The sequence below is a fragment of the Escherichia sp. WS547 genome (genome assembly GCF_046486065.1).
GTDB lineage: Bacteria > Pseudomonadota > Gammaproteobacteria > Enterobacterales > Enterobacteriaceae > Escherichia > Escherichia coli.
The window spans coordinates 38,609-52,646 of the sequence record NZ_JBJQMA010000032.1; the positions used below are offsets into that span (position 1 = coordinate 38,609).

9 protein-coding genes and 1 pseudogene are annotated in these 14,038 nt (G+C 52.5%); 6 read left to right on the top strand and 4 right to left on the bottom strand.

The features are described from left to right. Positions 1-22: 22 nt before the first annotated feature. The 3 genes and pseudogenes from ACJHWK_RS21710 to glsA all read right to left on the bottom strand — a co-directional run bounded on the left by ACJHWK_RS21710 (position 23) and on the right by glsA (position 3,942). A pseudogene (locus tag ACJHWK_RS21710) lies at positions 23-1,377 on the bottom strand (TolC family outer membrane protein). 337 nt (positions 1,378-1,714) lie between these two features. Continuing rightward, positions 1,715-3,007 carry an APC family permease gene (locus ACJHWK_RS21715; protein ID WP_000982170.1) on the bottom strand — a complete coding sequence of 431 codons (1,293 nt, stop codon included), beginning with the start codon at positions 3,005-3,007 and terminating at the stop codon, positions 1,715-1,717. A 2-nt stretch (positions 3,008-3,009) separates the two neighbouring features. Next, positions 3,010-3,942 (bottom strand): glutaminase A, encoded by a 933-nt coding sequence (gene glsA / locus ACJHWK_RS21720; protein WP_000883024.1) that lies wholly within the window; start codon positions 3,940-3,942, stop codon positions 3,010-3,012. 262 nt (positions 3,943-4,204) lie between these two features. On the opposite strand from glsA, the gene copA reads away from it, so the two are divergent. The 3 genes from copA (at position 4,205) to ybaK (ending at position 8,615) form a co-directional block, all read left to right on the top strand. Continuing rightward, complete coding sequence (gene copA, locus ACJHWK_RS21725; RefSeq protein ID WP_001522043.1) at positions 4,205-6,709, top strand: copper-exporting P-type ATPase CopA; 2,505 nt, start codon at positions 4,205-4,207, stop codon at positions 6,707-6,709. Positions 6,710-7,137: 428 nt separating this feature from the next. Continuing rightward, a complete protein-coding gene (locus ACJHWK_RS21730) occupies positions 7,138-7,932 on the top strand; it encodes a TraB/GumN family protein (protein ID WP_000365154.1) in 795 nt (264 codons plus the stop codon). 203 nt (positions 7,933-8,135) lie between these two features. Beyond that, positions 8,136-8,615, top strand: coding sequence for a Cys-tRNA(Pro)/Cys-tRNA(Cys) deacylase YbaK (gene ybaK, locus ACJHWK_RS21735; RefSeq protein WP_000186631.1), 480 nt, complete (start codon positions 8,136-8,138; stop codon positions 8,613-8,615). 36 nt (positions 8,616-8,651) lie between these two features. Here ybaK and ushA read toward each other — a convergent pair whose 3' ends face one another. Then, entirely contained in the window at positions 8,652-10,304 is a 1,653-nt protein-coding gene (ushA, locus tag ACJHWK_RS21740) for a bifunctional UDP-sugar hydrolase/5'-nucleotidase (RefSeq protein ID WP_001522042.1), read from the bottom strand. Between the two features lie 217 nt (positions 10,305-10,521). On the opposite strand from ushA, the gene fsr reads away from it, so the two are divergent. From fsr to ACJHWK_RS21755, 3 genes are all read left to right on the top strand, one after another. Then, complete coding sequence (gene fsr, locus ACJHWK_RS21745) at positions 10,522-11,742, top strand: fosmidomycin MFS transporter (RefSeq protein ID WP_001251634.1); 1,221 nt, start codon at positions 10,522-10,524, stop codon at positions 11,740-11,742. Positions 11,743-11,979: 237 nt separating this feature from the next. Next, the gene (ybaL, locus tag ACJHWK_RS21750) at positions 11,980-13,656 is read left to right on the top strand and encodes a YbaL family putative K(+) efflux transporter (protein WP_000546224.1); all 1,677 of its coding nucleotides are present in this window, start codon (positions 11,980-11,982) and stop codon (positions 13,654-13,656) included. 104 nt (positions 13,657-13,760) lie between these two features. Beyond that, the coding region (locus tag ACJHWK_RS21755; RefSeq protein WP_260836756.1) for a transposase at positions 13,761-14,038 on the top strand (278 nt) is incomplete at its 3' end.

Genomic DNA, 14,038 nt, shown 5'->3' on the forward strand with positions numbered 1-14,038 from the left:
CCTGATATTAATAATGGCAGGATTATTTCAAGTCGGGTAAGTCGTTGTATAAGCCCTGTTTAATTCCCGCTAATGGAATAAGGTTATTCACCGCAGCGGCATAATTTACGGCGGCGACCCAGCCATCATAATTGGCATTTATTTCAGCCGATTGCGCCTGAAAGACATCTTGCTCGACGGTTAATAGATCATTCAGACTGCGTTTGCCCAATTTATATTCATTTTGGTACACATCTCGCGTTTTGTGCGCACTTTCGGATTGTGCTAAACCGGCTTCTTCGCGACCCCGTGCGCCTGTCCAGTTGGCATATGCCACAGACGCTCGTTGCAGCACATCCAGTTTTGCCTGTTCGACCTGCGAGGCAGAGATTTTTTGTTGCCCTTCAGCCTGTTGCACCTGGGCTGAAACTGCGCCGCCCTGATACAGCGGCGCGTTAACGTTCAGTTGTAACTGATCGTCCCAATACGAGCGGTCACTGGTCTGGTAGCGCGTTTTGCCCCCCTGAATACTGAGCGTTGGCCAGTATTGCGCTTTCGTTTTTTCCACGCCGTACTGTGCTGACTGGCGTAAGTTTTCTGCCGCCAGCACCAGCGGGATGGACTGGTAATCAATATTTTTCAGCGATACCGGCTGCTCGGCTAATTCAGCAGGTGGCGCGGCTATCGCCTCCGGCTGTACGCCAGTGAGCACCGCCAGTTGCGCTTTGGCGCTTGCCATCTGCGCCTGATATTGCTCCAGCGTTGAGCGCATTCCGGCAATGCGCGTCTGGGCTTGTAATTCATCCGACGATGAGTTCAGGCCAGCATTAGCGCGCAATGCCGCCATGTTGTAGACGTTTTCCAGCGAGTGAATATTGCGTTGAGCCGCATCGCACAAAGCCTGATAACGACTGACTTCCATATAGGCAGTCGCCGTTTTCTCTGCAACATCGGTTAATGTTGCCATCAATTTAAAGCGGTAGCTGTCACGGGCGGCAGTTTGCAGTTTGATATCGTTGTTAGTTTTACCAAAGTCATACACCAGCTGTGTCAGGGTTATGCCATACGAAACGTTGTTATCAAGCCTGCCACTGGAGTCCGTTTGTCGGGACGGTCCCGCATTGCCGGTTAATCCAACGTGCGGATACCAGGCACTTTTGGCTTCATCAATTTGCGCTTCGCCAATGCCTATCTGCGCCGCCTGTTGAGTGACGTCGGGATTTCGCGCAAAGGCGCGTAATATACTTTCCTGTAAAGATAATTGGGCAACTGGCGTTACCGCTGGGGCATTCGCCCATTGTGGCAGCGGTGCAGCAATTGCAGCTTCTCCCATCACCATAAAACTTATAAAAAAATAAGTCCATTATTTTTACGGTTTTTAAACTGGAATCGCGCCATAGATAAGTCACTTCCTTCCAGGTCATTATTTTAACTGGTTTTTATAACCAATCTCATTTTATTAAGAAGGGTAATAACTTGTGCATCTCTTTTGTTGATCATTGATATGGGCAAAGAAATGCAGCTAAAAAGCTTATACGTTATTTATTTAGAATACACTACGACTATTAGATTACCATCATACACATTAAGAATAATCCACGGTAATAAGTGATTAGCATCACAGATTTATCGCGTATATATCATTTTTTTGTGACTTATTTATTAAAGGAATAAGAAAGGTAATTTGAATTAAAGACAAAGGCGCAGTACAGGCAGTACTGCGCGCAGAGAGGTGTTATACGGTTTTATTGCGCTTCATGACCATTGCCACAATAAGGCTGAGTAAGATTGCACCAATAATCCATATCAACGCACGGCTGCCCTGGGACCACAGGCTGTAGATAAAGCCAACGATCACCAACAACATCACCAACGTACCTACGATAAGAATCGGCAACGAGGCGTGAATATCATGACGCAGGCGGATCGCCACCACAAACACCGCCAGATAGCAGATCAAAAAGGTGGCACTGGCAACGCTGGCGAGTGAGCCTAAATTTAGTGCCGCCGTCATCAGCATAATCAACACCACGACAATGATGTTGCCCCAGGTACTCTGCCGCCACAGGGATTTATTCATTAGCTTCGGCAGTTCGCGTTCGCTGCCCATGTTGTCCATGATGTTAAACACGGCGAACAGGTTCGCGTTGATGGCTGAAGCCGTCGCCAGTAAAGCGCCGATGACGACGATCACATAACCCACATGCCCGAGCAGCGGAGAAGCTGCCTGCGCTACGGCGGTATCGGCATATTTTTCTAACTCTAATGCCGATACATCGCTAAGCAAAACCAGCGCCAGCGAGATATAAAGCAACGTGGTAACGCCAATCGCCACCAGAAACGCCCGTGGCATAATGACCTGCGGATCTTTCACTTTATCCGCCGCGTTCGCCATCATGCCAAAGCCCGCATAGGCAAGGAAGGTTATCCCGATACAGGAGAAGAACGCACCGGAGCTGGGGGGCGCAGAGACAGAAATATGCGCCGGTTGCAGCGACCAGACACCTGCAATGATCAGCAATAACAGGATCATCATTTTAATGCCGACGAGGATCACTTCCAGCCGCCCTACCGCATGGTTGCTTAAGGAGTTGAAAAGCGTCATCACCGCAATGATCCCCAACGCGTAGAGCAATATAAGGTGCTCCTCCTGACTGCCTTCATGCAAAAACTGCACGGCATAAGCGCCAAAAGCACGGGCGACCATGGCGATGCTCACCGCCAGCGTCAACAGGTACAATAACGAGAGTGCCAGCGAAAAGACGCCGTTGCCTAATCCGCGACGAAAGAAGTCGATAATACCGCCATTGCTGGGATAGCTCGCCCCCAGGCGCGCATAGGCATAACCGGAAAACATCGCCACAATACCGCCAAAAGCAAAGGCGACCCAGGTCGAGGCTTCCATTAGCAACGCAGCCTGCCCCAGCAGCGCGAAGATCCCCGCCCCCACCATTGCCCCAATGCCGATGGAAACGACGTTCCATAAACCGAGGGGTTTGTTACCGTTATTACCTTCCGTGTTCATCATGATCAGCCCTTAAACACGTTATAGCCGAGTTGCTTAGCGACCGATGCCACCATTTTTTGACCGCGAACACTGTTGCCTTCTTCGTCCAGCGGTGGTGAGAACGCGGCAATTCCCATCACGCCAGGGACGACCGCCAGAATACCGCCACCTACACCGCTTTTGCCCGGTAAACCAACGCGATACGCCCAGTCACCGGAGCGACCATACAGCCCTTCCATCATCATTTCAGCCAGAATGTACGGCACGTTGTCGGCCTGAAGAACGCGTTTATGCGTCAGCGGATTCACACCACCCGCCGCCAGCGTCGCGCCAAGCGTTGCCAGTTCAACAGTATTGATGAGCGTGGAGCACTGACGGGTGTACACGTCACAGGCTTCCATTGCATCACAATAGAGATATCCGGCGGAGTACAGCAGCCAGGCAATGGCCCGGTTATGGAAGTTGGTTGTTTGTTCCGACTGGTTTACTTCGTCAGAGAGCGCTACCTGCTCACCAGCCAGTTGTTGTTGGATATGTAAAATTCGCTGCCAGCGTTGTTCGGCATTTTCAGCGTTAATCAGGCTGGTGGTGGCAATAGCGCCAGCATTTACCAGTGGCGACAGCGGTTTGCCGCCATGCAACTCTAAGGCGATAACTGAGTTAAAGGGCAATCCGGTCGGGTCAGCGCCAACTTTGTCCTGTACCGCCTGCGGGCCGACATCTTCTAACGCAAGGGCTAACGTACAGACTTTCGAGATGGATTCCAGCGCAAAGCGGTAATCACTATCACCCGCGCGATAGATGTTGCCATCGCAGGTCACAATAGCCACTGCTGCCAGTTGACCAGGTACATTCGCCAGAAAGGGAATGTAGTCGGCATTTTGTCCGCCGTTAAGTGAGTGAAATTGGGTGTAAGCCTGATCCACTGCCTGCTGTAATTTGTTTGCATCTAACATCTTTTGTTAACTCCTTTTTATAGATGCGGGAGGTAATTCCTCACCCCGGTGCCGATTTTCAGGCATCCTGATTTAACTTAGCACCCGCAACTTAACTACAGGAAAACAAAGAGATAAATGTCTAATCCTGATGCAAATCGAGCCGATTTTTTAATCTTTACGGACTTTTACCCGCCTGGTTTATTAATTTCTTGACCTTCCCCTTGCTGGAAGGTTTAACCTTTATCACAGCCAGTCAAAACTGTCTTAAAAGGAGTGTTTTATGTCACAAACTATCGACCTGACCCTGGACGGCCTGTCCTGCGGTCACTGCGTTAAACGCGTGAAAGAAAGTCTCGAACAGCGCCCGGATGTTGAGCAGGCGGATGTGTCTGTCACTGAAGCGCACGTTACCGGGACTGCCAGTGCAGAACAGCTGATCGAAACCATCAAACAAGCGGGTTATGACGCATCTGTAAGCCACCCAAAGGCTAAACCGCTGGCGGAGTCATCAATCCCGTCGGAAGCACTGACAGCGGTTTCTGAGGCGCTTCCGGCAGCGACCGCCGATGACGATGACAGCCAGCAGTTGCTGCTGAGCGGCATGAGCTGCGCCAGCTGTGTCACCCGCGTACAAAATGCGCTGCAAAGCGTACCGGGCGTCACTCAGGCACGGGTAAACCTGGCGGAGCGTACTGCGCTGGTGATGGGCAGTGCCTCCCCACAAGATTTAGTGCAGGCGGTGGAAAAAGCGGGCTACGGCGCGGAAGCGATTGAAGATGACGCTAAACGCCGCGAGCGCCAGCAAGAAACCGCCGTCGCTACGATGAAGCGCTTCCGCTGGCAGGCGATTGTCGCACTGGCGGTGGGTATCCCGGTGATGGTCTGGGGGATGATCGGCGATAACATGATGGTCACCGCCGACAACCGCAGCCTGTGGTTGGTTATCGGCCTGATAACCCTGGCGGTAATGGTTTTCGCCGGCGGGCATTTTTACCGCAGCGCATGGAAAAGCCTGCTGAACGGTGCAGCGACGATGGATACGCTGGTGGCGCTGGGTACTGGCGTGGCGTGGCTCTATTCGATGAGCGTCAACCTGTGGCCGCAGTGGTTCCCGATGGAAGCGCGACATCTTTATTACGAAGCCAGCGCGATGATTATCGGTCTGATCAATCTCGGTCATATGCTGGAAGCGCGCGCACGTCAGCGTTCTTCAAAGGCGCTGGAGAAATTACTCGATTTAACCCCACCGACGGCGCGCCTGGTAACTGACGAAGGTGAAAAAAGCGTGCCGCTGGCGGAAGTGCAGCCAGGTATGTTGCTGCGCCTGACGACCGGCGATCGCGTGCCGGTAGATGGCGAGATTACCCAGGGCGAAGCGTGGCTGGATGAAGCGATGCTGACGGGCGAACCAATCCCGCAGCAAAAAGGCGAAGGCGATAGCGTCCATGCCGGGACAGTGGTACAGGACGGCAGTGTGCTGTTTCGTGCCAGTGCGGTCGGCAGCCATACTACGCTGTCACGAATCATTCGCATGGTGCGCCAGGCCCAGAGCAGCAAGCCTGAAATCGGCCAACTGGCGGATAAAATCTCCGCTGTGTTTGTGCCGGTGGTGGTAGTCATTGCGCTGATCAGTGCGGCAATCTGGTATTTCTTTGGTCCGGCACCGCAGATTGTCTATACCCTGGTGATTGCCACCACGGTGCTGATTATCGCCTGTCCGTGTGCGCTGGGACTGGCGACGCCGATGTCGATTATTTCGGGCGTCGGGCGGGCGGCTGAGTTTGGTGTGCTGGTGCGGGACGCCGACGCTCTGCAACGCGCCAGTACGCTCGACACCGTAGTGTTCGATAAAACCGGGACGCTGACCGAAGGTAAACCGCAGGTTGTCGCAGTAAAAACGTTTGCTGATGTTGATGAAGCGCAGGCATTGCGTCTGGCGGCGGCGCTGGAGCAAGGTTCCAGCCACCCGCTGGCACGGGCGATCCTCGATAAAGCAGGTGATATGCAGCTACCGCAGGTCAACGGTTTCCGCACATTGCGCGGGCTGGGTGTGAGCGGTGAAGCTGAAGGTCATGCGGTATTGCTGGGCAATCAGGCGCTGTTAAATGACCAGCAAGTTGATACTAAAGCGATTGAGGCAGATATTTCAGCTCAGGCATCGCAAGGGGCAACGCCTGTGCTGCTGGCGGTTGACGGGAAAGCGGTAGCCCTGCTGGCTGTACGCGATCCATTGCGTAGTGATAGCGTGGCGGCGCTGCAACGCCTGCATAAAGCGGGATATCGTCTGGTGATGCTAACCGGGGATAACCCAACCACCGCCAATGCGATCGCCAAAGAAGCAGGGATTGATGAGGTGATAGCCGGGGTGCTACCGGACGGTAAAGCCGAAGCGATCAAACGTCTGCAAAGTGAAGGACGTCAGGTGGCAATGGTGGGCGACGGCATTAACGACGCGCCAGCGCTGGCTCAGGCGGATGTCGGTATTGCGATGGGTGGCGGCAGTGATGTTGCCATTGAAACCGCGGCGATTACCCTGATGCGCCATAGCCTGATGGGTGTTGCAGATGCGCTCGCGATTTCCCGCGCAACGCTGCGCAATATGAAGCAGAACCTGCTCGGTGCGTTTATCTACAACAGCATTGGTATTCCGGTCGCCGCCGGTATTTTGTGGCCGTTCACTGGAACACTGCTTAACCCGGTGGTTGCCGGAGCGGCAATGGCGCTCTCGTCGATTACCGTAGTGAGTAACGCCAACCGATTGCTGCGGTTTAAACCGAAGGAATGATTGGTATTTACTTAATGCGTTTGTGAGATCCAGTTCTTGTTGCGCTCCTTTTATGAGTAATGCCATATAAAGTGACTGGCGCAGGGAGCGCGCAGGGGGCGGCCAATCGCCGCCGCCCCCTGCACCCCCGGGCTCTGGCGAACAAAATCGCCGCTGCGCGGTACCCTCAGCTTATCCCTTGCGGCTACCGGGTCGGGCGCGAGGTAACATCCCTGTAAAACGCGCCCTCAGCCCACATCCATGTGGGCTGCCCCGGCCTTCAGGGAACGCCTCGGCGATTTTGACGCCACCAACACCGGTGCAGTCTTTCGTTTCAAAGCAAAAACAATTTTTCGATCATATTTAAGCTACCACTGAACAAGCCTCATAACTCCATTTGCGCCATCCCTCCCCGCGCGCTAGCATGATATTTCACAAAGGGAGGTCGTATGGATCTGTTGTACCGGGTAAAAACGCTTTGGGCCGCGCTGCGCGGTAATCATTACACCTGGCCTGCTATCGATATCTCTCTTCCCGGCAATCGCCATTTTCATCTGATTGGCAGTATTCATATGGGCAGCCACGATATGGCTCCCCTGCCCACCCGTTTGCTCAAAAAGCTCAAAAACGCCGATGCGCTGATCGTCGAGGCGGATGTTTCCACCAGCGATACGCCTTTTGCTAATTTGCCTGCCTGCGAGGCGCTGGAAGAGCGCATTAGCGAGGAGCAACTCCAAAACCTGCAGCACATTAGCCAGGAGATGGGCATTTCTCCCTCACTCTTTTCTACCCAACCGCTGTGGCAAATCGCGATGGTTCTTCAGGCGACGCAGGCACAAAAACTGGGGCTGCGGGCAGAATACGGTATCGATTACCAGCTATTGCAGGCGGCGAAGCAACAACATAAACCCGTGATTGAACTGGAAGGGGCTGAAAACCAGATTGCCATGTTGCTCCAGCTCCCTGACAACGGACTGGCACTGCTGGACGATACGCTGACCCACTGGCACACCAATGCACGGTTGCTGCAACAAATGATGAGCTGGTGGCTGAATGCGCCGCCGCAAAATAATGAAATAACGCTGCCTAATACGTTCAGTCAATCGCTGTACGATGTGCTGATGCATCAGCGAAATCTCGCCTGGCGGGACAAATTATGCGCCATGCCGCCGGGGCGCTATGTGGTCGCAGTCGGTGCACTACACCTGTATGGAGAAGGGAATTTGCCGCAGATGTTGCGCTAAAAAAATGGCCAATATCGCTATTGGCCCGTCAAAGAGGAATTTCATATTTTTATTATTATGCCGTCACTTTAAGCGACGGTGTAACTCGATTGTCGCTCAATCTCACCATCCTGCCAATACTCTTAGGCAAGATGACTCTTTTTTTTGGACCGCCATCAGGCGTATGCTTGCTTCGTTTTTTTGTTTAAGGCAGGAAAATTACCATGACACCCGCAGTTAAATTACTCGAAAAAAACAAGATTTCGTTTCAAATCCATACCTACGAGCACGATCCGGCTGAAACCAATTTTGGCGATGAAGTCGTCAAAAAATTAGGTTTGAATCCGGATCAGGTCTACAAAACGCTGCTGGTGGCAGTGAACGGTGATATGAAACACCTTGCCGTGGCCGTTACGCCGGTTGCAGGTCAACTGGATCTTAAAAAAGTAGCAAAAGCGCTGGGTGCCAAGAAAGTTGAGATGGCCGATCCGATGGTTGCGCAGCGTTCGACGGGATATCTGGTTGGGGGGATTAGCCCACTGGGGCAGAAAAAACGTCTGCCAACGATTATCGACGCCCCCGCACAAGAATTTGCCACTATTTATGTTTCCGGCGGCAAGCGCGGGCTGGATATCGAACTGGCGGCAGGCGATCTGGCAAAGATCCTCGATGCCAAATTTGCTGATATCGCCCGCCGCGATTAAGCATTGTGCCGGATGCAAATATCCGGCACTTTCGGATTACTGCCAGCTCACCTCACCTTTCGGTTCATAAACACTCACATCCAGCGGCGAGCTCTTCTGGATATACGCTTTCAGCACTTCGGCATCAATAAAGCCGGTATTCACATAGCCCGGTTTGTTATCAAGGCGCGGATAGCCATCACCGCCGGTGGCATTGAAGTTTAATGTCGCCATACGATAAGTTTTCGCCGGATCGACCGGTTCGCCTTTGATTTTAAGGTCGTCCAGTTTGCCGCCTTTCGCCACAAAGCTAACGTTAGCAAATTGCGGGTAGGCACCTGAATCTGGCTTCATCTGCGCAACGGCGGTCAGGTAATCAATCACCTCTTTCCCGGTCATGTCGGCATACACCACCACATTGCCGAATGGCTGCACTTTCAGCACGTTTTTATAGCTGATATCGCCTGCTTCGATAGAATCACGAATTCCGCCTCCACTCATCACCGCAAAGTCGGCACCAGTGCGATCCATTTGTGCTGCCAGAATTAACCGCCCCATATTGGTCTGTACAAAACGCACTTTGTCACGATCGCCTTCCAGACGACCATTGGTTTCGCCTATTTTCACTTCCAGCTGCGCTTTGCCTTTGTTCTGGAACGGCGATAACAGCGAGATCATTTGCTGGTTTTCAGCGATTTCAGGGGTGTACAGCACGCGCTCGCTTTTCCCGTCTTCCCAGGTCACTTTCTTCTTCAGGTTCACCGGAATCAGCTGGTAGTTAACCATTTTCATTTCGCCATTACGAAACTCAAAATCAGCCCGTCCCACGTATTTGCCCCACTCATGCGCCTGCACAATCCAGATGCCGTTTTGTTGATCTGGTTTGCATGGCGTACCCGGCACGTAATCGACCTGTTTTTTGTTTTCTGCCGCCATGCAGACCGGATCTTGCGAGTGACCACCGACGATCATCGCCAGCGATCCGGCAGGCAGCGCGCGCGCCATCTCCACATCGCCCGGTGCGTTAGAGCCGTGATCACCATTGTCGTAATGCCCCATATGGGTCGCCGCGATAATAATGTCTGGCTTTTCTGTCTGTTGCAGCTCCTGAATCACCAGCTTCGCTTCATCGGCGGGCTTACGGAACTCAATATCGGTGAAGTTTTCTGGGTTGCCTAACTTCGCTGTGTCATCCGTCGTCAGGCCAATAACGGCAATTTTCAGATCCTGACGCTTAAACAGCGCCCATGGTTTAAACAGGCGCTCGCCGGTACTTTTCTGGTAGATATTGGCAGAAAGTAACGGGAACTTTGCCCACTTTTCCTGCTGGCGTAATACGGTGAGCGGGTTATCAAATTCATGATTACCGATTGCCATCGCATCGTAGCCCACCAGATTCATGCCGCGAAAATCAGGTTCGGCATCCTGTAAGTCAGACTCGGGCACGCCAGTGTTAATGTCGCCACCGGAAAGTAGCAGCACGCTACCGCCTTCAGCCGCAACCTCTTTGCGGATACCATCCACCAGCGTTTTTTGCGCCGCCAGACCATATTCGCCATATTCATTGCGCCAAAAATGCCCATGATGATCATTGGTATGCAGAACTGTAATTTTGTAGGTTTTATCCTGCTCATACGCCAGAGCAGCTTCACTCGCCAGTGTAAATGTGGTTAACAGTGCTAACGCCACGCCCCGCTGCAATAATTTCATACTTCTCTCCCTGACCTGATTTCAACGTGTTGAAAAATAGTATGACGCGACATCATAGACAAGTCTGCGTCCGGTGAAGATAAATCTGCATCCAGATTAGAAATTCTGTATTCAGCGTTGAGACTTCCTTCAGGCGACGCATACAGGTATGTTAGTCGGGTAATAATCACAAATAAGATCATTCTTTACATCGCAACCCTGAAAAAGTGACTTTCCTATGGCAATGAGTGAACAAACCCAGCCTGTGGCGGGCGCGGCTGCGTCAACGACCAAGGCCCGAACATCGTTTGGTATTTTAGGTGCTATCAGCCTCTCACATCTGCTGAACGACATGATCCAATCGCTGATTCTGGCGATTTATCCGCTGCTTCAGTCAGAGTTTTCTCTGACATTTATGCAGATTGGCATGATAACCCTCACCTTCCAGCTCGCCTCTTCGCTACTGCAACCGGTGGTCGGTTACTGGACCGATAAATATCCGATGCCGTGGTCGTTGCCAATTGGCATGTGCTTTACCTTAAGTGGTCTGGTGCTGCTTGCGCTGGCGGGCAGTTTTGGCGCAGTTCTGCTGGCGGCGGCGCTGGTCGGTACCGGTTCATCGGTCTTTCATCCGGAATCTTCTCGCGTAGCCCGTATGGCTTCCGGCGGGCGGCATGGTCTGGCGCAATCTATCTTTCAGGTCGGCGGCAACTTTGGCAGTTCCCTGGGGCCCTTGCTGGCAGCGGTAATTATCGCGCCTTATGGCAAAGGCAACGTAGCCTGGTTTGTGCTTGCGGCACTGCTGGCGATCGTGGTGTTGGCGCAAATCAGCCGTTGGTACTCGGCACAGCACCGAATGAATAAAGGAAAACCAAAAGCGACGATTATCAATCCACTGCCGCGCAACAAAGTGGTACTGGCGGTCAGCATTCTGTTAATCCTCATTTTCTCGAAATATTTCTATATGGCGAGCATCAGCAGCTATTACACCTTTTATCTGATGCAAAAATTCGGATTATCTATCCAGAATGCCCAGCTTCATCTGTTTGCCTTCCTGTTTGCCGTTGCGGCTGGTACGGTGATCGGCGGGCCTGTAGGGGATAAAATTGGACGGAAATATGTGATTTGGGGCTCTATCCTCGGCGTTGCGCCGTTTACGCTGATTTTACCCTACGCCAGCCTGCACTGGACGGGGGTTTTAACAGTGATTATTGGATTTATCCTCGCTTCGGCATTCTCTGCCATTCTGGTCTACGCTCAGGAGCTGCTTCCGGGACGTATCGGTATGGTTTCTGGACTCTTTTTCGGTTTTGCTTTCGGCATGGGAGGTCTGGGAGCGGCAGTTCTGGGGCTTATCGCCGACCACACCAGCATCGAGTTAGTCTATAAAATCTGTGCTTTCCTGCCACTATTGGGGATGTTGACCATATTCCTGCCTGATAACCGGCATAAAGACTGATTTCATTGCAGCCAAAGGCAAACTTTGGCTGCATCGTTTTACAGTCGCCATAAGCCTTTCCTCTGTTAAATCGCCTTCTGTTTTCCGATCCGTGCTTTTTTTGCAGCTAATTCCATTTTTCTGCAAAATTCAACAATTATTCATAAACATCATCAATGAAATTGTCATAAACTATTACCTGTAATTTTGGTTTTCCCGGCCAAAAATGGACAATAACCACCAGGAAAAGGAGACGGAATGCATCACGCCACCCCGCTTATCACCACCATTGTTGGCGGCCTTGTGCTCGCCTTTATCCTCGGCATGCTGGCCAATAAACTACGTATTTCTCCTCTGGTGGGATATCTGTTAGCGGGTGTGCTGGCAGGACCATTCACTCCGGGCTTTGTTGCCGATACCAAGCTTGCGCCGGAACTGGCTGAACTGGGCGTCATTCTGTTGATGTTTGGCGTGGGTCTGCACTTTTCGCTCAAGGATTTGATGGCGGTAAAGGCCATCGCCATTCCCGGTGCGATCGCCCAGATAGCCGTGGCGACGCTGCTGGGTATGGCGCTCTCCGCCGTGCTGGGCTGGTCGTTAATGACCGGTATCGTGTTCGGCTTATGCCTTTCCACCGCCAGTACCGTGGTGTTACTGCGCGCACTTGAAGAACGGCAATTAATAGACAGTCAGCGTGGGCAAATCGCCATCGGTTGGTTGATTGTGGAAGACCTGGTAATGGTTCTGACGCTGGTGTTGCTGCCCGCAGTGGCAGGAATGATGGAACAAGGCGATGTGGGCTTTGCCACTCTTGCTGTCGATATGGGGATCACCATCGGCAAGGTGATCGCATTTATCGCCATTATGATGCTGGTAGGTCGCCGTCTGGTGCCGTGGATTATGGCACGCAGCGCAGCAACCGGTTCCCGTGAGCTGTTTACCCTGTCGGTGCTGGCGCTGGCGTTAGGGATTGCCTTTGGTGCGGTGGAGCTGTTTGATGTCTCCTTTGCACTCGGTGCGTTCTTTGCCGGGATGGTACTGAACGAGTCTGAACTGAGTCACCGTGCCGCCCACGATACGCTGCCATTGCGCGACGCGTTTGCGGTGCTGTTTTTTGTCTCCGTCGGGATGTTGTTTGATCCGTTAATTCTGATTCAGCAACCGCTGGCAGTGCTGGCGACGCTGGCGATTATTCTGTTTGGTAAGTCGTTAGCCGCGTTTTTCCTGGTGCGACTGTTTGGTCACTCCCAACGTACGGCATTAACTATCGCCGCCAGCCTGGCGCAAATTGGTGAGTTCGCGTTTATCCTGGCGGGACTGGGCATGGCGCTGGATCTGTTGCCGCAAGCCGGGCAGAACCTGGTACTGGCAGGGGCGATTTTGTCGATTATGCTCAACCCGGTCCTGTTTGCGCTGCTGGAGAAATATCTGGCGAAGACCGAAACGCTGGAAGAGCAGACGCTGGAAGAGGCTATCGAAGAAGAGAAGCAGATCCCAGTGGATATTTGCAACCATGCGCTACTGGTAGGTTACGGTCGTGTAGGCAGCCTGCTGGGGGAGAAATTGCTCGCCTCTGATATTCCTTTAGTGGTGATTGAGACGTCACGAACCCGTGTTGATGAACTGCGAGAGCGCGGGGTCCGCGCAGTATTGGGCAATGCGGCGAACGAAGAAATTATGCAACTGGCGCATCTGGAATGTGCTAAATGGCTGATCCTGACGATTCCCAACGGTTATGAAGCGGGCGAGATTGTGGCATCTGCCCGCGCGAAAAATCCGGATATTGAGATTATTGCCCGCGCCCATTATGACGATGAAGTGGCGTATATCACCGAACGTGGGGCAAATCAGGTAGTGATGGGTGAGCGTGAAATCGCCCGTACTATGCTGGAACTGCTTGAAACGCCACCGGCGGGTGAGGTGGTGACGGGGTAAACGGTGGTTGCCGGATAATAGGCGCGGATATGTAGGCCTGATAAGACGCGCCATGAACTGCACCCCAAATGTTGGACATAATCTGACATCTGAAGGTGCAGTTTATGAAACATTCATTTGAAGTAAAACTTGCCGCTGTAAATCATTACCTGGCTGGTCATGCAGGCATCATTTCTACGGCAAAACTCTTTCAACTTTCTCACACCAGCCTCTCACACTGGATTAATCTTTTTCTTCTTCACGGTCCTCGGGCACTGGATTGCAGACACAGGCGTAGCTATTCTCCTGAAGATAAACTTTGCGTGGTTCTTTATGCTCTCGGGCATTCTGAGTCTCTACCCCGGGTAGCTGCCCGGTTTAACATTCCCAGCCACAACACGGT

Coding starts and splice junctions, on each gene's coding strand:
- ACJHWK_RS21715 (WP_000982170.1), bottom strand. CDS start 3,007: ATGATGAACACGGAAGGTAATAACGGTAACAAACCCCTCGGTTTATGG.
- glsA (WP_000883024.1), bottom strand. CDS start 3,942: ATGTTAGATGCAAACAAATTACAGCAGGCAGTGGATCAGGCTTACACC.
- copA (WP_001522043.1), top strand. CDS start 4,205: ATGTCACAAACTATCGACCTGACCCTGGACGGCCTGTCCTGCGGTCAC.
- ACJHWK_RS21730 (WP_000365154.1), top strand. CDS start 7,138: ATGGATCTGTTGTACCGGGTAAAAACGCTTTGGGCCGCGCTGCGCGGT.
- ybaK (WP_000186631.1), top strand. CDS start 8,136: ATGACACCCGCAGTTAAATTACTCGAAAAAAACAAGATTTCGTTTCAA.
- ushA (WP_001522042.1), bottom strand. CDS start 10,304: ATGAAATTATTGCAGCGGGGCGTGGCGTTAGCACTGTTAACCACATTT.
- fsr (WP_001251634.1), top strand. CDS start 10,522: ATGGCAATGAGTGAACAAACCCAGCCTGTGGCGGGCGCGGCTGCGTCA.
- ybaL (WP_000546224.1), top strand. CDS start 11,980: ATGCATCACGCCACCCCGCTTATCACCACCATTGTTGGCGGCCTTGTG.